Origin of the sequence: Pseudotamlana haliotis (genome assembly GCF_008806375.1) — a bacterium.
Lineage (GTDB): Bacteria > Bacteroidota > Bacteroidia > Flavobacteriales > Flavobacteriaceae > Pseudotamlana > Pseudotamlana haliotis.
Window position 1 is genome coordinate 1 of record NZ_WAAT01000008.1, and the last position, 20,938, is coordinate 20,938.

Here is a 20,938-nt window from a genome sequence, read left to right on the forward strand (position 1 = left end):
ACAAACTTTTTTTGGCCTTTTTTTGTTTATTTTTTAATCTTACTTTTAACTCGCAGTAAGCCTGTGATTTACACCTTAAAAAAGTTTTGGATTATTTGTCGGTTTTGGGGTTTGAATACCCCCTACTCTAGTAATCCCTTTATGATAGTGCTGGATTATGTTAGAAATTACTGGTTGGATTGTTTCTGTTTTGATTAGATCTCGTCGATTTATTGTTGATTTACTGTGGATTTATCTTTTAGAACCCTTAAAAAAGAATTTACACTGGGGTAACAATAGCCAAAACATGTCTGCTTCCGCTTAATTATGTGCTTCTTTTAATGTGGAGTGCATGAAACTTTAGGTGCCCTTCTTTCTAAAAACTTTAAAAGTCATTAGATGTTTCTTCTCCTTTATATATGTATTCATTATATGTAACAAGAATAATTCCGCCGAAAGGCTAAAAACCCGAATAAATACTTGACTTTATCAAAAAAATAACCCATATTTGAGTACAGGCTGACTAACTTAAGTATTTCACAGACATGAATTCCTATCTAACAATCCATTCATTTTAGAATTTAGATTATTATTTATGGTTGTTAATCCCTGCTTTTGATAGTAAATTAATGATTGATAAATGCAAAAATCCACAGCTCACATATTCCTCGCATTAGTCTTTTATATTCTAATGACACCCAGTATTTACGCTCAGGGTAATGCAAGTTTTTTTGAGAAAATTGGCATTAAAAATGGATTATCTTCTAGTTACCCTACCAGTATAATTCAAGATTCTAAAGGATTTATTTGGATTGGCACAAATAATGGACTAAACAAGTACGATGGCTATCAATCTAAAATATACACCTATGACGCAAACAACAACAATAGCATTTCTGATAACTGGATTACTAGTTTACTTGAAGATTCTTATGGAAATATATGGATTGGTACTGATGGCGGCGGATTAAACCTTTACAATACCACTACTGGTGATATTACACGCTTTAAGCATCAAGGAGACACCCCTAATTCTATTAGTAGTGATGTTATACTATCCATATATGAGGATAACCAAAATAGACTTTGGGTTGGCACAAAAAACGGTTTAAATTTACTTGACCGCTCAAAACTTAATTTTCAACATTGGAAACAACCGAATACCTGTGAAAAATGCACCTACTCTGTAAATTCTATTTATGCAGATGACAAAAACAATCTCTGGATTGGTGACGAATATTACGGCCTCTATTACTTCAACACATTAAATGGTGAATTCACAAAACCACATTTAAAATATGCTAACAAAAACAAACTGCCCTCAAAGTTTATAAATGATCTGTATTTTTCAAAAGGCAATTTATGGGTTGGTACAGATACTGGATTAGTGCTATTAAATACGGTTAAAGAAACATCTGAAAAAATTTCAATACAGCCTCCTAGCGATAAACAGATTATTGAAGACGTCTTTATAATGAAAATTTATAGTGATAACCATGGAGGTCTTTGGTTTGGCACAAAAGGCAATGGATTAGCACACTATACATTAGAAACCAATCAAATGAATTGGTATAAGTCCAATGGAGACTCTGATTATAAAATTGGAAGTAATACTATTGAAGACATACTCCTTGATAAGTCTAAAAACGTTTGGATAGCAACTAGAGGCAGTGGTTTAAATAAATTCAACTTAAGTCATTTAAAATTCAAACAATGGAAAAATGATGAAATTAACTCGTTAGTTCATAATAACGTTAGGGCACTATTGCAAGATTTAGATGGGACCGTATGGATAGGAACCAATCACGGATTAAGTCGCTACAGCCCAAAAACCAAAACATTTAAAAATTATATTACGGATTTTGACTATAAAGCAGACATAAAAAATCCAAGAATACGTTCCATTTTTCGATCAAAAAACAATGTCTTATGGATAGGCACGCAAAATGGTGGACTCTATCAGTATGATGAAAAAAAAGATCGTTTTATCCTAGCAAATGATTATGCCAATAGCCTTGAAGCAAGGACAACAAGGCACTTAGCAAGCATCTACGAACCTGAAGAAGGCAAATTATTGCTTGGAACTGCAGGAACTGGGTTTATTTCTTACAACACCCTAACTGGCACATTTAAACACTTGTACCCAAAGGATGCTCCTAATAGCATTTTACTTAGTTTGAACGTAAAATGTGTGTTAAAAGCTTCAGATTCTGAAATTTGGGTAGGTAGTAATAGAGGGTTACTTCTACTTAATATCAATACACTAAAATTTAAACAATGGAAATATGAAGAAGGGTGTGAAAACTGCCTTCCAGGAAATAAAATTCGTTCATTATTTAAAGACCAAAACAATAATCTATGGATTGGAACTCGAAGCGGCTTAGCTTTATTCAATCCTATTACTGAAAGCTTCACGAACTTTGATATAAATGACGGACTACCAAGTAATATCATATTTGGAATTTTACCAGGCAGTGATGACCATATTTGGTTAACTACACCCAATGGTCTTTCCAGAGTCAATCCTAATAATTTTCAATTTAAAAACATCACAATTCCCGAAAACAATATTTTGGATTTGGGTGGTCATTCAGAAGGATTGAACGGAAACTTATTGGTAGGTGGTACAGGAGGTTTAACCATTTTTAATCCAAAAGATATAAAACCAAACCTTCATATTCCAGAAGTTGTTTTTACAGATATCAAAGTAGACAATCAATCCATGGCTTTTGATAAAAATATATCAGAAATACAATCCATAGATTTACGACACGACCAAAATAATTTGACCTTTGAGTTTTCCGCTTTAGAGTTTACCAATTCCCAAATTAACAAATACAAATACAAACTGGAGGGTTTTAACGATCATTGGGTTGAGTACGGTAATAAGCATGATTTAACTTTCACTAATTTAGACCCAAACACCTATGTGTTAAAAATAAAAGGCTCCAACAATGAGGGGCTCTGGAACGAAAAAAAGAGATCACTAACCATTAACATTAGTCCGCCATGGTGGAAAACATTGTGGTTTAAAATCCTAAGTTTTTTAGTAATCATAGGATCGATTTTCAGTATCTATTATTTACGAATCAGTAGCTTAAAAAGCACAGAAAAGCGATTAAAAAAAGAAGTCGCCAAGCAAACCAAAGAACTATTAAAAAACAACAAAAAACTAGAGCGTTTACACAAAGAAAAAGATGGTATTATCGGTATCATCGCTCATGACCTTAGAGGACCACTTAACAATATTCATGGCCTTATATATCTACTAGAAGACAATGGCAATCTAGATGATGAACAAAAAACATACACTAAGTATATTAATGAGTCTGTTGCGAACGGTAATAGCTTAATCAATGATTTACTTTTTATGAGTAATATTAATTTGCCAGAGAAAAGAATTAAGCCTGAAATTTTTGACCTTTCAGAGTGTATTAATGAATGGGAAAAAAGTTATGTCACGAGATTAGCTAATAAAAATCAAATCCTTCAAAAGCACATCGGAAATGGATTACTTAGAATTAACACCGACCGAAAATCATTGACACGTATTTTTGACAACCTCATGACCAATGCTATTAAGTTTTCAGATAAAGGCAGCGTTATAGATTTATCAATTAATCCCGTTGATGACCGCGTTATTATTTCGTTCAAGGATAATGGCCCAGGTATGTCCAAAAATGATCAAAAAATGGCTTTTAAAATGTTTCAAAAACTCTCAGCACAACCTACTGATGGTGAAAGCTCTCATGGATTAGGTTTAGCCATTGTAAAAACACTAGTAGAAAAATTAAATGGTACTATTAAAATTGAGAGTACTATGGGAGAAGGAACTACGTTTATAATTACTTTACCCAAAGAAATAAGCAAGGACGTTAATTAAACGACAACTTAAAACAGAAAACACTATACGCTTACTAATATCCCTAACCCTCTTAATGATTCATTAACAAACATTAATAACAAAAAACCATTACGTTTCTGTAAAGGCTCTCTTCAAGTCAAACTAAACACTCTATTAGGTGATGATAACAAATGTAGTTGTCGCATCCATTCTCGTCCATAGCGTTTTACTAAAGGATGCATCATCAACTAAAACACATGTTAAATTAGGATTACTCTCGAAGACGGAAAGAGAAATAATTAATAGTGAAAAATTATAATTAAAAACGGTCAACTCTATTTGGGAGTTCAATCAGTATAATCTGTATCTGAAATGATTCTATACGCAACAGTAAGCTACCAAAAACCAATAACTAGAAACCAAAAACTACTAAAAAATCATTTATTACCCTCCAACAAATTGTAGTGCGCTAAGTAATTTTGCCAATCGCTGCTTTCTATAAAGGCTATAATTTCATCGGAAATCTTTTTTTTATAGTCAGCATCCAATTGTTTTGAGAAGCCCATGGCATACATCGACTTATTAAATGAAAACTGAGATAGTTCATAATCATGATCGGTAATATCCTTCAAATAAAAACGCATTAAAGGCTCATCATAAGCTATTGCTTGAATTTTATCGTGATCCAAAGCTTCCAAAGCATCTTCAAATGCCGGATAGACGCTAACATCATGAAAGAAATGATCAGTTAACCAGCCTTCGGTGGCCGAATGTTTAACCGTTCCTACCTCATAAGCTTTAAAACCGGTGTAATCCGTATCCGATACTTTTAACTTATCTACAGTTAACGACGAAGTAATACTAGCGGTAATACCAGATATTAATATGATAGCTGAAAACATCCATACCAATCCAACCACTCGCCCTCCAATAGTTTTAGGCGATTTATCACCATAGCCTACTGTTGTCATAGTTACGGCCGACCACCAAACCCCATGCAGGAACCCATGAACACCTCCTCCAAACTCTTCTTCGTTGTGTTTATGCTCAAACAACCAGACTAGAAAACCGAAAATGGTGAGTAACAATAATAAAAACCCGATGACTTTAAGGAAATTAAAACTAAAAAAAGAAGTCACAAAGCTCATCAACTTTCCGCTATGGTTTTTACTTTTTATTAACCCCCTACATTCTGAAACAAAATAGGGCATGGAAAAATCTATGATCGCGTTTCTATCACTCGTAATTGTTAAAGGAGACAAAGCCAAGTCAATTTCATTATACTCTAAATCATTAATTAAATCATCTAAAATGTACTCCTTATATACATATACCTTTTCTGGATGAGTTTTATTAAGTTTCTCCCACATCCTAACACTGATTCCCTGGAGCTTCCCGTTTTCTTTATAACAAAAAGGTGGGTCAATACTATAGCCTATTAATAAGGTGTCTTTTTCAACAAGATGGTCTTTCTGTTGTGAAAACGTATCATGAATACACACAAATAGAAGCAGCACAAAAAAAGTAAGAAGCTTTTTCATAAATAATTTTGTTTGGTTTAATGGATGATTAGCCTTTCAAATATAATGCAAAAAATTATTGCACAAATTCATCCCTAGCAAACCACTTTAAGTTACCACATCACCTCCCTCTTCATTACTAAAAAAGTCTAAACATCATACCTCTTAATAATCACTATTTAAATATGGATTGCTTATTGTATTAACAAGTTTATACTCCTATCTTTGCACTCGGAAAAAATATTTTATGATACATATTACATTACCCGATGGCAGTGTGAAAACGTTTGATGAAGGCGTTACACCAATGGATGTTGCTAAAAGCATTAGTGAAGGATTTGCTAGAAACGTAATTTCGGCAAACTTTAATGGTACAACTATTGAAACCGTTACCCCGCTTACCACCGATGGGTCATTAATTTTATACACCTGGAGAGATGATGAAGGTAAAACCGCTTTCTGGCATAGTTCTGCGCACGTTTTAGCACAGGCTATCGAAGAGTTATATGAAGGCGCTAAACTTACCATAGGTCCTGCTATTGAAAATGGTTTTTACTATGATGTCGATTTTGGTGACCATAGCGTTTCAGAAAAAGATTTTAAAGCTATTGAGACTAAAATGCTTGAAATTGCTAGAGGAAAACATGACTTTAAAATGCGTTCGGCTAGTAAAGCTGAAGCTTTAGATCTATATAAAGGAAATCCGTTTAAAACAGAATTAATTGAAAACTTAGAAGATGGTACCATTACATTTTGTGACCACGCTACGTTTACTGATTTATGTCGCGGTGGGCACGTGCCAAACACCGGAATCATCAAAGCGGTTAAAATATTAAGTGTTGCAGGTGCTTACTGGAGAGGTAATGAAAAGAACCCTCAATTAACACGTGTTTACGGTATATCATTCCCTAAGCAAAAAGAGCTTACTGAGTATTTACAAATGCTCGAAGAAGCAAAAAAACGTGATCATAGAAAATTAGGTAAAGAATTAGAATTGTTTACTTTTTCACCCCGTGTTGGACAAGGTTTACCTTTATGGTTGCCTAAAGGTGCTGCTTTACGTGAACGTTTAGAGAATTTCTTAAAAGCGGCTCAGAAAAAAGCCGGCTACGAAATGGTGGTAACCCCACATATCGGGCAAAAGGAATTGTATGAAACTTCAGGACACTATGCTAAATATGGTGAAGATAGCTTTCAGCCCATTCTAACGCCAAAGGAAGACGAAGAGTTCTTGTTAAAGCCTATGAACTGTCCGCACCACTGTGAAATTTACAACAGTGCACAATGGAGTTATAAAGATTTACCAAAACGTTATGCCGAATTTGGTACAGTATATAGATACGAACAAAGTGGTGAATTACACGGCTTAACACGTGTACGCGGATTTACTCAAGATGATGCCCACATTTTCTGTATGCCAGAACAACTGGATAAAGAATTTAAAGATGTGATTGACTTAGTGCTTTATGTCTTTGGTTCTTTAGGCTTTGAAAACTTTACAGCACAAGTATCTGTAAGGGATCCTAAAAATCCAGACAAATATATAGGTGAGGTTGAAAACTGGGAAAAAGCAGAACAAGCCATCATTAACGCCGCAAGCGATAAAGGCTTAAATTTTGTTGTTGAAGAAGGCGAAGCTGCCTTTTACGGTCCGAAGTTAGATTTCATGGTGAAAGATGCCTTAGGAAGACGTTGGCAACTGGGTACCATTCAAGTAGATTATAACTTACCAGAGCGTTTTGATTTAAGCTACAAAGGTAGTGATAACGAATCTCACCGTCCGGTAATGATTCACCGTGCGCCTTTTGGAAGTCTAGAACGTTTTGTAGCTTTACTGTTAGAACATACAGGGGGTAATTTCCCGCTTTGGCTGATGCCAACACAGGTAATTATATTATCAATTAGCGAGAAATATGAAAAATACTCACAAAAAGTTTTAAATTTGCTAGAAAATGACGAAATTCGCGCCCTTGTAGACCATAGAAATGAAACTATAGGGAAGAAAATTAGGGAAGCCGAAATGCAAAAGCATCCTTATATGATCATTATTGGCGAGCAAGAAGAACAAGAAGGCAAAATCACTGTACGTCAGCACGGTGGCGCAGATTTAGGAATGATATCTGTTGAAGCTTTCTCTGAAATTATAAAAGATGACATTAAAAAAACGTTGAAATCGTTTTAGAAAATAATAAGTTTAATTTAAAATCATAAGGCCATAGCAATTAGAAGAAGACAGCAACCAAGAAGGGTTTCGCAAGAAGACAAGCACAAAATTAACTCTAAAATTACTGCTCAAAAGTTACGTCTAGTAGGCGATAACGTAGAGATTGGTATTTACACTAAAGGTGATGCTTTAAGAATAGCTAACGAGCAAGAGTTAGATCTTGTAGAAATATCTCCTAATGCAGACCCACCAGTTTGTAAGGTTATGGACTATAAAAAGTTTCTTTACGAACAAAAGAAACGTGATAAAGCTTTAAAGTCTAAAGCGACTAAAGTTATCATTAAAGAAATTCGATTTGGTCCACAAACCGATGATCATGACTACGAGTTTAAGAAGAAACACGCAGAAAAATTCTTAAAAGAAGGCGCTAAGTTAAAAGCTTTCGTATTCTTTAAAGGACGTTCTATTATTTTTAAAGAACAAGGTCAAATTTTATTATTAAAGTTAGCTACCGATCTTGAAGAATTTGGAAAAGTAGAGCAAATGCCTCGATTAGAAGGTAAGCGTATGACGATGTTTATTGCTCCAAAAAAGTAAGAAACATTAGTTAAAGAGAAAGGAAGCTGAACACATATTCAGCGTAAAAATAATTAAGCGAAATAATTATAAACTAGGAAGAAGAAAATGCCTAAAATGAAAACAAAATCTAGTGCTAAGAAACGTTTTAAAATAACGGGTACTGGAAAAATCAAAAGAAAGCACGCTTTTAAGAGTCACATCTTAACAAAGAAATCTAAAAAGCGTAAGCTAAAGTTAACTCATGATGGTTTGGTTCACAAAGCAGATGAGGATAACATTAAAACCATGATGCGTTTAAAATAAACACATCGGTTTTAATCGGTTAAAAACAATTTATAAACCCTGGAGTTAGGCCAGTAAAAAAGCGTTAATAAAGTTAAAAGTTAGAGGTTAAAAGTTAGAAGTGTTCAAACTATTAACTAGTAACCAAAAACTAGAAAACTATTTAACCGCCTACTACAAAACACATTAAAATTATGCCAAGATCAGTAAATTCTGTAGCAAAAAGAGCCAGAAGAAAAAAGGTTCTAAAACAAGCAAAAGGTTACTTCGGACGTCGTAAAAACGTTTGGACAGTAGCAAAAAACGCGGTTGACAAAGCGATGCAATACTCGTACAGAGACCGTAGAAACAAAAAGAGAACATTCCGTGCCTTATGGATTACGCGTATTAACGCAGCAGCCAGAGAACATGGTTTATCTTATTCTCAATTCATGGGTCAATTAAAAGCTAATGATATCGAATTAAACCGTAAGGTTTTAGCCGATTTAGCTATGAATAACCCAGAAGCTTTCAAAGCTGTAATTGAAAAAGTAAAATAAGGCTTTTTGCCTATTGTAAAACATATTATTCGCTTAATAAAAAATCCGATTCTTCATTGAATCGGATTTTTTTTGATTAATATTTTGGCGTTACCACAAGGGTCAGGCTTTACGTTACTAGTTTTGGCTCGATGCACGCCTCGCCAAAAGCTATCCACTTCAATCCTTAACGCAGTTCTCTACTTTATTGTAACTTCCCAAAAAACGATTAACTAAAAACGAATAATTTAAAACACAGATTACAATGTTTTACTCTGTTTTTTTGAGCTATTCAATTTTGCTATTAAGCTTTTTAATTCGGTGATTTTTGCTCATTAGAAATGTTCACGACTCCGCTCGAACACCGTCTCTAATACTTATTGTATTATTGTACACGGTCTTCTAACAGAGTCGAAAAGATGTCATCAAGTGTAAAGATTTGCACTATTCACCATTAATTATTGCACTTTGCGCCTTGGTGTCTTCACAAGAAACAAAATACGTTACACAGAAATTCGCTGAGATAGCCTAAACACAAACAGGCTTCCATATTTTGAAGATTATTATTCTATCCAATTAAACGAATTTATTTGAATCCCACTAAAACAATCGTCGCCACATCCTTCTGGGACATAGCCGCATAGAGACATTATTCCTTCTAATTTTGTTTCAAAATATAATACGTTGTTCTTCGAGTCTACAATCAAATAGTCACTTAAACAAGTATTGTACAACTCATCAATAGTTAGTATTTCTGCGCCCGCTTCATGACTACCTAAATCAGTTCCTTCTTCTAAATAAGTATTAATCACTTCTTTTTCACCATTCGTTTCATTTATTTCATATTCTTCATAAAACCTCGAATTGACAACGCCGTCCACTATTTTTAATTCAGTCATGTTTCCAAACCCTGCCCATGAAGAAAAAGTCGTTTGGTAACTATAGGAATTACCATTTATGCTTTTAAGTTCTTCCCAGTTAGCTTCGCTCTCATTGAAATCAGTGATCAGCTCTGATGTATTATCACCTGTATCACATGACATTATTGTGAACATAGTGATTACGAGTAATAGATTCAATATTTTCATCCTTTTTTACTTATAATTATTCCTTTTAAATTTAGGCAAAGTAAACATATTGTCATGTGCAATTCTAAATTAATTCCCAAAAGCGGTAATCACAAGACTACGAGCCCCACCATAATCACGGTGTTCGCACAAATAAACACCTTGCCAAATACCCAGATTTAGTCGTCCGTTTGTGATGGGAATTTGAACAGAGGCTCCCAATAAAGAGGCTTTAATATGTGCTGGCATATCGTCTGGGCCTTCGTAAGTATGTTTATAATACGGTGCATTTTCAGGAACCATTTTATTAAAATGACTCTCAAAATCTTGACGCACCGTAAAATCGGCATTTTCATTAATGGTTAAACTCGCTGAAGTATGCTTGATAAACACCTGTAATTGACCAATTTTGATATCCTTAATTTCAGGAATAGATTCTAAAATAGTGTCTGTAATTAGATGAAAGCCTCTTGAATGTGCCTTTAATTTTATTTCCTTTTGAAAAAATTGCATGCTAGTCATTTAAATTTGAGAATTCTGTCTAGAACTATTATCAACAAAAATTAGACCTCGGCTGCGCTCGTTCTGAGACCCTACTTATATTTCCAGGTCTTAACTGACTTCTATTAAGTTTTTTGTTTCTTCTTTTTTGCAGCAGGAAACAAAACATTATTCAAAATTAGGCGATAACCCGGAGAGGTTGGGTGAAGGTCTAATTCTGTTTTAGCATCCCCTACCCGATGCTGATAATCTTCAGGGTCATGTCCGCCGTAAAACGTAAAAAATCCTTTTCCTTTAATCCCGTGAATGTATTTAGCCTCACCATTAGATTTGGTTTCTCCCAAAACTAATACATTCGATTTAATTTCTTCACTATTAAAAGCCGTGGTTTGCCCCATAAAACCTTTTACTAAAGCTGTATGATTCTGGCACAACATCGTTGGAATAGGGTCCCATTTTGCCGAAAAATCCATTAATGTAAAGTAATCAGCCGTTTTGGGTATACGACGTTCGCGCGTCGTGTCTATTGATGAAAACTCATAAACTATCGGACTGCGTTCTATAAGAAAATCAGTGAAAGCAAAAGTTTTGTTATAATCAATATTATTTTGGTAATTGGGATCACTACCATCACCGTCAAACATGGGTTCACAAATGTCAATGCCTTCCGCTGAAAGCGCTATATCAAAACTATCAGTAGCACTGCACATGGCAAACATAAAACCACCACCAATAACATAATCTCTAACTTTTAGAGATACCGCTAACTTTTCCTCTGAAACTTTATTATACCCTAGTCTTTGAGCTAAATTTTCAGCTTCCGTTTTCTCTTCAATGTACCAAGACGTCGCGCGATATTGGGCGTAAAACTTACCATATTGCCCGGTAAAATCTTCGTGATGTAGATGCAACCAATCAAAAACCAGTAAACCATCGTTTAAAACTTCTTCATCATAAACGGTTTCATAAGGAATTTCAGCATATTGCAATACCATGGTTACGGCATCATCCCAAGGTAATTTACCTTTAGGCGTATAGACTGCAATTTTAGGAGCTTTTTCTAAAACAACGGCCTCCATATTTTTACTTGGGCTACTTATTTCTTCAAGAATACTTTCGGTTTTAGCATTGGAAATCACTTCAAAAGAAACCCCACGAATTTGGCATTCTCTTTGAATGGCTTCGGTATCGGGCGTTAAAAAGGAACCACCTCTATAGTTTAACAGCCACTTGACTTTCATGTCTTTGCTAAGTGTCCAATAGGTAATCCCGTAAGCTTTTAGATGATTTTTTTGGCTCTCGGCATCCATAGGTATTAGGATGTAAGAGGCGTAAGTGTTAAGCCCTAAGCATATAAAAAGTAAGGTAAATATTATTTTTTTCAATTTGACAACAAAGGTTTATGAGGTTTCGCAATCGTTCCTTTTGGACATGACAAAACTCAAATAATTATAAACTGAAAGATACTCAAAAATTACAGTGCAATAACCTTTTAATAGAATATTAAGCCTTAAAACGGCACTTCATTATCGTCGTCGTTATTAAAAGAACTACCAAAAGCTTGATCTGGACTGGCTTTAAAATTATCGGTTTGGAAGGCGTTATCGCTTGAACCTTCATTCATTTTAGAATGGAACTCATTATCACTAAATGGCGAATCATAGTCATCTAAGTTATCGAATTTACCTAAGTGTCCTAAGAATTTCAAACGGATATTCTCTAAACCACCATTACGGTGTTTTGCAACAATAAACTCCCCTTGACCTTCAGTAGGCGAACGTTCTTCATCATCCCATTCGTCAATTTTATAATATTCCGGACGGTAAATAAACGATACAATATCGGCATCCTGCTCAATCGCACCAGATTCACGTAAATCGGATAGTAAAGGTCTTTTACTTCCTCCACGGGTTTCTACGGCACGTGATAACTGCGATAAGGCAATTACAGGCACCATAAGTTCTTTTGCTAAAGCCTTAAGGTTACGAGAAATCATTGAGATCTCCTGTTCACGGTTTCCACCGTGGTTAGAACCACCGGTCATTAACTGTAAATAATCAATCATGATCATTTTAATACCGTGTTGCGAGGCCAAACGACGCGCTTTTGCTCTTAAATCGAAGATAGACAGTGATGGCGTATCATCAATAAACAGTGGTGCACTCTCTAAGCCTTTTACTTTCACGTTAAGTTGCTCCCACTCGTGCTTTTCAAGTTTTCCGGTACGTAGCTTTTCAGAAGACAATCCGGTTTCACTAGAAATCAAACGGGTAATTAACTGTACTGACGCCATCTCTAAAGAGAAAAAGGCCACCGGAATATTTTGATCTACGGCAATATTTCTTGCCATGGATAAAGTTAATGCTGTTTTACCCATACCTGGACGAGCGGCAATGATAATTAAATCGGAAGGTTGCCATCCCGAAGTTAATTTATCTAATTTATGAAAGCCTGTTGGAATACCACTAAGCCCTTCTTTATTTGAAATTTCTTCAATTTTCTTTTTCGCCTGGATTACTAAATCTAAAGCCGTTTCACTCGATTTTTTGATATTTCCTTGGGTTACTTCATAAAGTTTGGACTCGGCAGTATCTAATAAATCGAAAACATCTTTAGTTTCATCGTAGGCTTCTTCAATAATTTCACTTGAAATTTTAATCAAACTACGCTGAATAAATTTCTGTAAAATAATACGAGCGTGAAACTCAATATGTGCCGAGGAAGACACTTTATTGGTCAAACCAATGAGGTAAAAATCACCTCCCGCGAGTTCTAGCTTTGCGTTTTTCTTTAATTGCGTTGAAACGGTTAATAAGTCGACTGGCTCACTATTTTCAAACAGTTGAAAAATAGCTTCAAAAATGTATTGATGCGACTCTTTATAGAAGGCATCCTGACTTAAAATATCAATAACCTCATCGACTCCTTTCTTATCAATCATCATCGCGCCCAACACAACTTCCTCTAAATCAATAGCTTGAGGTGGTATCTTTCCTTTTTCAAGGCTGATAAGTGTACTTTTATCTACTTTATAGGAGGATACTTGATTTGGTTGTTTCATAACTGCGAAAGTAATTAAAAAGAAAGTGTTTTGGTGAATTTTATCGCTTATGATTGTTCACTACTCGTCAACAATAACCTGTTGATAAATTAATTATTTTGTTAATAAGCATAAAAAATCTGAAGTTGGCATGACTTCAGATTTTTACATGTTATGGTTTTAATAGGTTTAGCCTTTATAGACCCCCATATTAGCATATTTATCCATACGCTGCGATACTAAATCTTCTGGTGATAACTTTTTAAGTTCCTCAAAAGCTTTTACAATCGTGTCACTTACGGTTGAAAATGTTTTTTCACGGTCTCTGTGTGCACCACCAAGTGGTTCTTTCACGATACCGTCAACCAACTTCAGCCTTTTCATATCTGAAGCCGTTAATTTTAAAGCTTCAGCAGCTTGTTCTTTATACTCCCAGCTACGCCATAAAATAGAAGAACAAGATTCAGGAGAAATAACAGAATACCATGTATTTTCCAACATAAATACTTTATCACCTACTCCAATACCTAAAGCGCCTCCAGAGGCCCCTTCTCCAATCACTACAGTAATTACAGGAACTTTTAAACGGGTCATTTCAAGAATATTTCTTGCGATGGCTTCTCCTTGTCCGCGTTCTTCAGCTTCTAAACCTGGGTAAGCACCCGGTGTATCCAATAAAGTGACTACAGGAATTCCAAATTTTTCAGCAGATTTCATTAAGCGTAAAGCCTTTCTGTAACCTTCTGGGTTGGCCATTCCAAAGTTTCTATATTGTCTGGTTTTGGTATTATACCCTTTTTGCTGACCAATAAACATGAAGCTTTGGTCTCCAATTTTACCTAAACCACCAATCATAGCCTTGTCATCTTTAAAGCTTCTATCACCATGAAGTTCTAGGAAGGTATCACCACAAATGGCTTTAATATAATCTAAGGTATATGGCCTGTTAGGGTGACGTGATAATTGTACACGCTGCCAAGGCGATAATTTTTTGTATATATCTTTTTGAGTATCTTTTAATTTCTTTTCAATTTGAGAGCAGGTCTCGGAAACATCAACGTCACTTTCTTCGCCAATAATTGCACATTTTTGCAATTGCTCTTCAAGTTCTTTTATCGGAAGTTCAAATTCTAAATATTCCATAGAAATTTAGTTATTACTTTTAAAATAAAGGTTAGTCTGCAAATATAAAAACTTTAATTATGTTATGCTGATAAGTTGCGTTTCTTTTTAAAAACCTAAATAGAAAATCCCTGTACAGAATAGCTTTAAAAGCATACAAAACAAGAGCTTACAAGCCCAAAAAAGACTATAATAATTTTCTGTTGAATGTTAAAAAAATACGGTTTTATCAAGTAAAACTAAAATCAAACCTCTAAAGTTCGGTTAACGTTTTGCTTTGATTAGCAAGAATATAGCCAATACGCCAAATATTACATTTGGGAACCATACGGCTACTAAGGGAGGAAAATCGGATTGCTCGGCCATCACACCAAAAATCTTATCAAAGAATACGAAAACCATCGCGATACAAATACCAACGGCTAAGTTGACCCCCATACCACCTCGACGTTTCATTGAAGACACAGCAACTGCTATAATCGTTAGAATAAAAACCGAAACTGGTAAACTCCACTTTCGATATAACACCAATTTAAAACGGCCTACATTACTAGAACCTCTGGCTTCTTCTTTGGCTATAAAGTTTTTTAAATCACCATACATTTTTGTTTCCGCAGCATAAATAACCGGAATTAAATCATCCACGTCAAATCCGAAAAGCGTGTCTTTTCTACGAACAATTTCTAAGACATCATCTGTTTCACCAATATCGCGCTTTACATAATTGGTTAATCGGTAGGTAGTATCCTTTTCAATGTAACGAATGCTTGATGCATTAATTTTATAAATGAGTTTATTCTCTTCAAAATGTTCTAGAGTAAAATTATTTCCTACGCTATTTTTAACATCAAAACTACTTACATAAATGATATCGTTATCATTAATTTGCCTGTAAACATTGGTGTTTTCAACAGCACCTCTCCCTTTTTTAAAATATTTATAACTAAAATCATTAAAACCCTCACTGGCCTTAGGCGCCAAGAATAAGCCCATGATTATTGCTAGAACGGCCACAATAGATGCTCCAATCATATAAGGTCTTAAAAACCTTGAATATGACACACCGGAACTTAAAAAAGCAATGATCTCAGTGTTATTAGCCAGTTTAGAAGTAAACCAAATCACCGATAAGAATAAAAATAAAGGAAATAATAGGTGAGCAAAATAAATGGTGAAATCTAAAAGATAGATTAAAACCTCATGAAGAGGCACCTCATTATCTAATATTTTACCAATTTTCTCTGCCAAATGCACGGTTATCCCAATAGGGATAAACAGCAGTAACATCATGAAAAATGTAAACAAGTAGCGTTTTAATATGTACCAATCTAAAATTTTCATCGTACTTATAAACGATTATTCATTTGTTTTACCATCATATCTTTCCATGTTCTAAAATCTCCTGCTAAGATATGTTTTCTAGCTTCGCGAACCAACCACAGGTAAAAACCGAGGTTATGGATGGTGGCTATTTGCTTTCCTAATAACTCATTAACGGTGAATAAATGACGTAAATAAGCTTTGGAATATTCGGTATCCACAAAAGTGATTCCCATTTCATCAATAGGTGAGAAATCATCAGCCCATTTTAAGTTTTTAATATTGATGGTACCATGTGCTGTAAATAACATCCCGTTTCTTGCATTTCTTGTTGGCATGACACAATCAAACATATCGACGCCTAAAGCAATATTTTCTAGGATATTAATAGGGGTTCCTACCCCCATTAAATAACGTGGTTTATCTTCTGGTAAAATAGAACATACCACATCGGTCATGGCGTACATTTCTTCAGCAGGCTCCCCTACTGATAAGCCACCAATAGCATTCCCAACAGCACCAGCATTGGCAATATATTCAGCCGATTGTTTTCTTAAATCTGTATAGGTACTTCCCTGAACAATTGGAAAAAAGGCTTGATTGTAATCGTATTTAAGAGGTGTTTTTTCTAAATGATTGATACACCTATCCAACCAACGGTGAGTCATGTGCATAGAACGCTTCGCGTAATTATAATCACATGGGTATGGTGTACACTCATCAAAAGCCATAATAATATCCGCTCCAATACTTCGCTGAATTTCCATCACATTTTCTGGTGTAAACGTGTGGTAGCTTCCATCGATGTGTGATTTAAACTTCACACCTTCTTCTTTAATTTTTCTATTTGCTGAAAGTGAATATACTTGATACCCTCCTGAATCGGTTAAAATATTACGATCCCAATTCATAAATTTATGAAGTCCGCCGGCCTTTTCAATAATATCAGTTTGCGGACGCAGGTATAAATGATAGGTATTCCCCAAAATAATATCTGGATTAATTTCATCCTTTAGCTCACGCTGATGCACACCTTTAACGGTTCCTACGGTGCCTACCGGCATAAAAATAGGGGTTTCAATAACACCGTGATCTGTAGTTAATTTCCCTGCTCTAGCCTTACTTTGTGGGTCTTGTGCGTTTATTTCGAACTTCATCTTGTTTTTTTATGCTTTTTCGAACATTAATATCATAAAAAATGTTCTTAATTGTAATGAATGGCTTCATTAAGATGCGCAAAGATAATTAACTGAAATATGAAAACGATTGTATTAAAAAGAAAATAAACCTATTTTGGTCACGTTATTGATACTATCATTGTAACTAAAAAACATGTAACATGACAAACTTAAAATTTATGATAAATCGTAAACCCCTCAAAAACAAGACAAACAGAAAACTGTTTGCCTTATTATTACTTATTCTAATCCCAAGCCTTTCTATAGCCCAAGCTGATGCTGGATGGGGAATTAAAGGTGGATTAAACTATAATGCTAATGGCGATTATTTTGATGCTGTTGAAGACACCTACAAAGATCCTTCTGCAAACGCTGGTTTCCATGTTGGAATCTTTGGAAAAACAGGTGGTTTTATTTTTCTAAAACCTGAACTTGTTTACACCAACACAAAAACAGATTATGACGGTGATGCTTTTAAAATGCAAAAAATTGATGGTACTATGCTTGCCGGAATTGACGTTTTTGGACCTTTAAGTGTATTTGCTGGCCCATCTTTTCAATATATTATAGATTCTGAATTTGATGATCTTTCTATTGATGACATGGAAAAAGACTATACTGTTGGATTAAATATTGGTATAGGTTTTAATTTTAAGAAAATAGGTGTCGATTTAAGATATGAGCGCGCCTTTACCAATAATGAAGCTTCTTTTATCAACTCTAATATTCCTGGAGCAGAGAGTAGAATTGATACCCGTTCGAATCAACTTATATTAAGTTTATCTTTATTACTTTAGGAGTATGTTCATTATAAAAACAAAAAAACCTCGCAAAAGCGAGGTTTTTTTGTTCATCTATTGGTTATAATGTCGTGTCTACATCATAATTAGCTTCGGTTTCTTCGGGATCCAAAAATTTAGGGATTCCGTTTTTTCCAATATCATTGGTAGGATCACCATCACCATCAATATCTTCATAAATGGTTGGAACGCCATCACCGTCATCATCACCATCATACGCATTTACAATGCCATCACCATCGGTGTCATCTCCATCAAAAACATCAACAGCAGAATTATAAGTGAATTGACCATCGCCATTAATATCTTCTAAATGAGAAGGCACACCATCACCGTCATGATCATTCTCAAACATTTGTAACAAATCAAAAGAAAAAGCGATACAGGTATATGCTGGTATATTAGTGCTACCCACAGCATAATACCCCAAACCTGAAGGCACAAACATCACCCCAACACCGTGGTTTACATAATTAGAAGTCCCATCGGCATTTTCGTTAAAAGTTTCTGCCGTGTGAAATTCAGGAATAACTTTTTGCCAAGCTGTAATTAAATTTAATAAATCTTGATTGAAAGCGCCATTTGTAGACCTGTCAAAAACACTACCATCTAAAGTGAACCCTGTGTAATTGGTAACTGCATTATCACAGAAATAAGGTGAAGACGAATTAGGGTCAACATTTTTGTTTAAATCTAAATAGTAAATTTTGTAATCTGTATCTGCAAAATTGACATCTTTAGTAATCACATCGTCAATAATTAATTTGTGTCCTACAGGTAATACATCACCTTCTTGAAGTTCAGTAATTACAACATCTTCAGACTTAGGGTCTGGATTAGAGCCATCAAAATCAGAAGCATTATAATAATGAGTTTCTAAATAATCTAATAGTATTTGATCGTCTTCTGCCTGCTGCTCTGTTCTATCTCTTACCTCATAAGTTGAATCGTCATCATTATCATCGTCTTTATTACAAGACAAAACACAGGTCGCCAAGCCCAGTACAAACAAGCTAATTTTCATTAATTTCATGCTAAATTTCTTTTTTTACAGTAAAGGAAAACTCTGGTAAATTTAAACAGGACATATACTAGCCCGATTTATATTAGAATAAAGTTCAATATTCCTTATTTTTGGAGCCGCAAGATACGATTTTAATATATTTTTGCCCAATAAGATTAACCTAGTTTTAGTTTATTTATATGCGTATAGACAAGTATTTATGGTGTGTTAGGTATTACAAAACCAGAACTTTGGCAACAACGGCCTGCAAAAAAGGACAGGTTCGTATAAACCAAGAAATTGTAAAGCCTAGTCGTGATGTTTATCCTTTGGACACTGTAGAACTCCGGAAAAACCAAATAAACTACAAGCTTAAGGTGAACGACCTGCCTCCTAACCGTGTTGGTGCCAAAATAGTTGACCTCTATCGTACCGACATCACCCCTAAGGAACAGTTTGAAGCCCACGAGCTCCTTAAATACTCTAAAGATTACTACAGAAAAAAAGGTACTGGAAGACCTACCAAAAAAGACCGTCGAGATATAGACGATTATACCGATGAAAATTCTATAGAGGACACAGAATCTTAAATAAAAAAGAGTAATTTTATACTTTAAATTTTCAATGTATGACAGTTAAGAATAATATCATCCTTAATCATAACGAAATCAATCATAAAATACGTCGTATTGCTTTTCAAATTTATGAAAGCAATGTGGATGAAAAAGAAGTTATTCTGGCTGGCATTGATGCGAATGGCTACATTTTGGCAAAAAAGCTAAAATTAGCACTGCAAAAAATTTCAGATATCACGCCGGTACTCTGTAAAGTAAGTATAAACAAAAAACAACCGTGGTTAGATATTACCACTTCTTTAAAACCAGAAGATTACCAGAATAAATCTTTGGTATTAATTGATGATGTTTTAAACTCAGGAACCACATTAATCTATGGTGTCAAGCACTTTTTAGACGTCCCTTTAAAGCAGTTTAAAACAGCGGTTTTAGTGAATAGAAACCATAAAAAATACCCTGTAAAAGCAGATTTTAAGGGTATTTCATTATCGACTTCTCTAAAGGAACATGTTCAGGTGACTTTAGAAGGCAAAAATTTTGAAGCTGTTTTAGAATAGTACTGATAGCACATCTTCTGCAATCTCATCTTTTGTTTTGTAATCTATAGACACTTTAATTTCAGCTTGACTGTAAAATGGCGAACGCTCAAATAAGTGTTTCCCGATGAATTCAGCCATGGCTTCTTCAGTTTCAATATGAGCAATTAATGGGCGTTTGGCTTTTTTACGCATCAACTTTTCGGCTAAAGTCGGAATCGTCGCTTTTAAGTAGATACTTTTAGCATTTTCAGCATCTAAAATATCCTGCATATTATTACTGTAACAAGGTGCTCCACCTCCAACTGAAAGAATGATGTTTCCAGACATAGCCAAAACTTCTTTAAGATACTCGGTTTCTTTTTTTCTGAAGTAAACTTCACCTTTATTTTTAAAGACTTCTGTAACTGAAGCATTTTCTTTTTCTTCAATCAGGTCATCTAAATCAATGAAGGTATAGTTCAATTTAGCGGCTAATCTTTTTCCAATTGACGTCTTTCCAGAAGCCATATATCCTATCAATACAATAATCATTTTCTCGTTATAATTTGATTTCTAAAAACATAGATTTATCTCCCGCAAAAAAACGAAAATTTATTTAAAAAAAGTATTGTATTTTTAAATAAAGCTATTATATTTGCACCCGCTAACAGCAATTAGTTAGCAAGACATAATGACCTGGTAGCTCAGTTGGTAGAACATCTCCCTTTTAAGGAGAGGGTCCTGGGTTCGAGCCCCAGCCCGGTCACAAAAAAAGCCTAAAACTTCTGTTTTAGGCTTTTTTATTTTATATAAATTGGCTTTAAAGTTGTTTCTACGATACTACATAAACTGGGATCATTCCTAAAAGTTGTGTTTATGCAAAAATTGGGATCAAGCGCAAAAGTTGTGTGTGGAAATTAAAAATAGT

At 34.7% G+C, this 20,938-nt stretch carries 18 protein-coding genes and 1 tRNA gene; 9 read left to right on the forward strand and 10 right to left on the reverse strand.

Going from position 1 to position 20,938, the window contains the following annotated elements; genetic code table 11:
- The first annotated feature begins 619 nt into the window (after positions 1-619).
- Positions 620-3,862 (forward strand): sensor histidine kinase, encoded by a 3,243-nt coding sequence (locus F6U93_RS01545; protein WP_150936186.1) that lies wholly within the window; start codon positions 620-622, stop codon positions 3,860-3,862.
- A gap of 398 nt (positions 3,863-4,260) precedes the next feature.
- Here the strand turns inward: F6U93_RS01545 and F6U93_RS01550 are convergent, their stop codons facing one another.
- Complete coding sequence (locus F6U93_RS01550; protein ID WP_150936188.1) at positions 4,261-5,364, reverse strand: transporter substrate-binding domain-containing protein; 1,104 nt, start codon at positions 5,362-5,364, stop codon at positions 4,261-4,263.
- A 226-nt stretch (positions 5,365-5,590) separates the two neighbouring features.
- Here F6U93_RS01550 and thrS point away from each other — a divergent pair, with 226 nt between their 5' ends.
- The 4 genes from thrS (at position 5,591) to rplT (ending at position 8,907) form a co-directional block, all read left to right on the forward strand.
- Positions 5,591-7,525: a threonine--tRNA ligase gene (gene thrS, locus F6U93_RS01555; protein ID WP_150936190.1), complete on the forward strand. Its 1,935-nt coding sequence runs from the start codon at positions 5,591-5,593 to the stop codon at positions 7,523-7,525.
- A 33-nt stretch (positions 7,526-7,558) separates the two neighbouring features.
- Complete coding sequence (gene infC / locus F6U93_RS01560) at positions 7,559-8,104, forward strand: translation initiation factor IF-3 (protein WP_216068952.1); 546 nt, start codon at positions 7,559-7,561, stop codon at positions 8,102-8,104.
- A gap of 87 nt (positions 8,105-8,191) precedes the next feature.
- Positions 8,192-8,389, forward strand: a complete 198-nt coding sequence (gene rpmI, locus F6U93_RS01565; protein WP_150936195.1) for a 50S ribosomal protein L35 — start codon at positions 8,192-8,194, stop codon at positions 8,387-8,389.
- 173 nt (positions 8,390-8,562) lie between these two features.
- Entirely contained in the window at positions 8,563-8,907 is a 345-nt protein-coding gene (rplT, locus tag F6U93_RS01570) for a 50S ribosomal protein L20 (protein WP_067150884.1), read from the forward strand.
- Positions 8,908-9,449: 542 nt separating this feature from the next.
- On the opposite strand, the gene F6U93_RS01575 is transcribed toward rplT, so the two are convergent.
- From F6U93_RS01575 to tgt, 7 genes are all read right to left on the reverse strand, one after another.
- Entirely contained in the window at positions 9,450-9,929 is a 480-nt protein-coding gene (locus F6U93_RS01575; protein WP_150936197.1) for a hypothetical protein, read from the reverse strand.
- A 114-nt stretch (positions 9,930-10,043) separates the two neighbouring features.
- Positions 10,044-10,466: a secondary thiamine-phosphate synthase enzyme YjbQ gene (locus tag F6U93_RS01580; RefSeq protein WP_150936199.1), complete on the reverse strand. Its 423-nt coding sequence runs from the start codon at positions 10,464-10,466 to the stop codon at positions 10,044-10,046.
- A gap of 113 nt (positions 10,467-10,579) precedes the next feature.
- Positions 10,580-11,764, reverse strand: coding sequence for an asparagine synthetase B (locus F6U93_RS01585; protein WP_150936217.1), 1,185 nt, complete (start codon positions 11,762-11,764; stop codon positions 10,580-10,582).
- Between the two features lie 200 nt (positions 11,765-11,964).
- Complete coding sequence (dnaB, locus tag F6U93_RS01590; RefSeq protein ID WP_150936201.1) at positions 11,965-13,515, reverse strand: replicative DNA helicase; 1,551 nt, start codon at positions 13,513-13,515, stop codon at positions 11,965-11,967.
- 168 nt (positions 13,516-13,683) lie between these two features.
- A complete protein-coding gene (locus F6U93_RS01595) occupies positions 13,684-14,637 on the reverse strand; it encodes an acetyl-CoA carboxylase carboxyltransferase subunit alpha (RefSeq protein ID WP_150936203.1) in 954 nt (317 codons plus the stop codon).
- A 243-nt stretch (positions 14,638-14,880) separates the two neighbouring features.
- The gene (locus F6U93_RS01600; protein WP_150936205.1) at positions 14,881-15,957 is read right to left on the reverse strand and encodes an LptF/LptG family permease; all 1,077 of its coding nucleotides are present in this window, start codon (positions 15,955-15,957) and stop codon (positions 14,881-14,883) included.
- A 5-nt stretch (positions 15,958-15,962) separates the two neighbouring features.
- Positions 15,963-17,093 carry a tRNA guanosine(34) transglycosylase Tgt gene (tgt, locus tag F6U93_RS01605; protein ID WP_150936207.1) on the reverse strand — a complete coding sequence of 377 codons (1,131 nt, stop codon included), beginning with the start codon at positions 17,091-17,093 and terminating at the stop codon, positions 15,963-15,965.
- A gap of 200 nt (positions 17,094-17,293) precedes the next feature.
- On the opposite strand from tgt, the gene F6U93_RS01610 reads away from it, so the two are divergent.
- On the forward strand, positions 17,294-17,911 hold the full coding sequence (locus F6U93_RS01610; RefSeq protein WP_150936219.1) for an outer membrane beta-barrel protein: 618 nt from the start codon (positions 17,294-17,296) through the stop codon (positions 17,909-17,911).
- Positions 17,912-17,975: 64 nt separating this feature from the next.
- On the opposite strand, the gene F6U93_RS01615 is transcribed toward F6U93_RS01610, so the two are convergent.
- The gene (locus F6U93_RS01615; protein WP_150936209.1) at positions 17,976-18,947 is read right to left on the reverse strand and encodes an FKBP-type peptidyl-prolyl cis-trans isomerase; all 972 of its coding nucleotides are present in this window, start codon (positions 18,945-18,947) and stop codon (positions 17,976-17,978) included.
- A 170-nt stretch (positions 18,948-19,117) separates the two neighbouring features.
- On the opposite strand from F6U93_RS01615, the gene F6U93_RS01620 reads away from it, so the two are divergent.
- Positions 19,118-19,507 carry an RNA-binding S4 domain-containing protein gene (locus F6U93_RS01620; RefSeq protein WP_150936211.1) on the forward strand — a complete coding sequence of 130 codons (390 nt, stop codon included), beginning with the start codon at positions 19,118-19,120 and terminating at the stop codon, positions 19,505-19,507.
- Positions 19,508-19,545: 38 nt separating this feature from the next.
- Positions 19,546-20,049: a phosphoribosyltransferase family protein gene (locus F6U93_RS01625; protein WP_150936213.1), complete on the forward strand. Its 504-nt coding sequence runs from the start codon at positions 19,546-19,548 to the stop codon at positions 20,047-20,049.
- Here the strand turns inward: F6U93_RS01625 and F6U93_RS01630 are convergent.
- A complete protein-coding gene (locus tag F6U93_RS01630) occupies positions 20,041-20,562 on the reverse strand; it encodes a shikimate kinase (RefSeq protein WP_150936215.1) in 522 nt (173 codons plus the stop codon). The two genes, F6U93_RS01625 and F6U93_RS01630, sit on opposite strands and share 9 nt — an antisense overlap.
- 141 nt (positions 20,563-20,703) lie before the next feature.
- Between F6U93_RS01630 and F6U93_RS01635 the strand changes: the two genes are divergently transcribed.
- Positions 20,704-20,776 (forward strand) — tRNA-Lys (locus F6U93_RS01635).
- The last annotated feature ends 162 nt before the right edge of the window (positions 20,777-20,938 follow it).

Bases quoted from the DNA above. Each gene is read 5' to 3' on its own strand.
- F6U93_RS01580 (WP_150936199.1), bottom strand. From the start codon at position 10,466: ATGCAATTTTTTCAAAAGGAAATAAAATTAAAGGCACATTCAAGAGGC.
- tgt (WP_150936207.1), bottom strand. From the start codon at position 17,093: ATGAAGTTCGAAATAAACGCACAAGACCCACAAAGTAAGGCTAGAGCA.
- F6U93_RS01595 (WP_150936203.1), bottom strand. From the start codon at position 14,637: ATGGAATATTTAGAATTTGAACTTCCGATAAAAGAACTTGAAGAGCAA.
- F6U93_RS01550 (WP_150936188.1), bottom strand. From the start codon at position 5,364: ATGAAAAAGCTTCTTACTTTTTTTGTGCTGCTTCTATTTGTGTGTATT.
- F6U93_RS01610 (WP_150936219.1), top strand. From the start codon at position 17,294: ATGATAAATCGTAAACCCCTCAAAAACAAGACAAACAGAAAACTGTTT.
- F6U93_RS01625 (WP_150936213.1), top strand. From the start codon at position 19,546: ATGACAGTTAAGAATAATATCATCCTTAATCATAACGAAATCAATCAT.
- F6U93_RS01585 (WP_150936217.1), bottom strand. From the start codon at position 11,764: ATGGATGCCGAGAGCCAAAAAAATCATCTAAAAGCTTACGGGATTACC.
- rplT (WP_067150884.1), top strand. From the start codon at position 8,563: ATGCCAAGATCAGTAAATTCTGTAGCAAAAAGAGCCAGAAGAAAAAAG.
- F6U93_RS01620 (WP_150936211.1), top strand. From the start codon at position 19,118: ATGCGTATAGACAAGTATTTATGGTGTGTTAGGTATTACAAAACCAGA.
- dnaB (WP_150936201.1), bottom strand. From the start codon at position 13,515: ATGAAACAACCAAATCAAGTATCCTCCTATAAAGTAGATAAAAGTACA.
- F6U93_RS01630 (WP_150936215.1), bottom strand. From the start codon at position 20,562: ATGATTATTGTATTGATAGGATATATGGCTTCTGGAAAGACGTCAATT.
- F6U93_RS01575 (WP_150936197.1), bottom strand. From the start codon at position 9,929: ATGTCATGTGATACAGGTGATAATACATCAGAGCTGATCACTGATTTC.
- thrS (WP_150936190.1), top strand. From the start codon at position 5,591: ATGATACATATTACATTACCCGATGGCAGTGTGAAAACGTTTGATGAA.
- rpmI (WP_150936195.1), top strand. From the start codon at position 8,192: ATGCCTAAAATGAAAACAAAATCTAGTGCTAAGAAACGTTTTAAAATA.
- F6U93_RS01615 (WP_150936209.1), bottom strand. From the start codon at position 18,947: ATGAAATTAATGAAAATTAGCTTGTTTGTACTGGGCTTGGCGACCTGT.
- F6U93_RS01545 (WP_150936186.1), top strand. From the start codon at position 620: ATGCAAAAATCCACAGCTCACATATTCCTCGCATTAGTCTTTTATATT.
- F6U93_RS01600 (WP_150936205.1), bottom strand. From the start codon at position 15,957: ATGAAAATTTTAGATTGGTACATATTAAAACGCTACTTGTTTACATTT.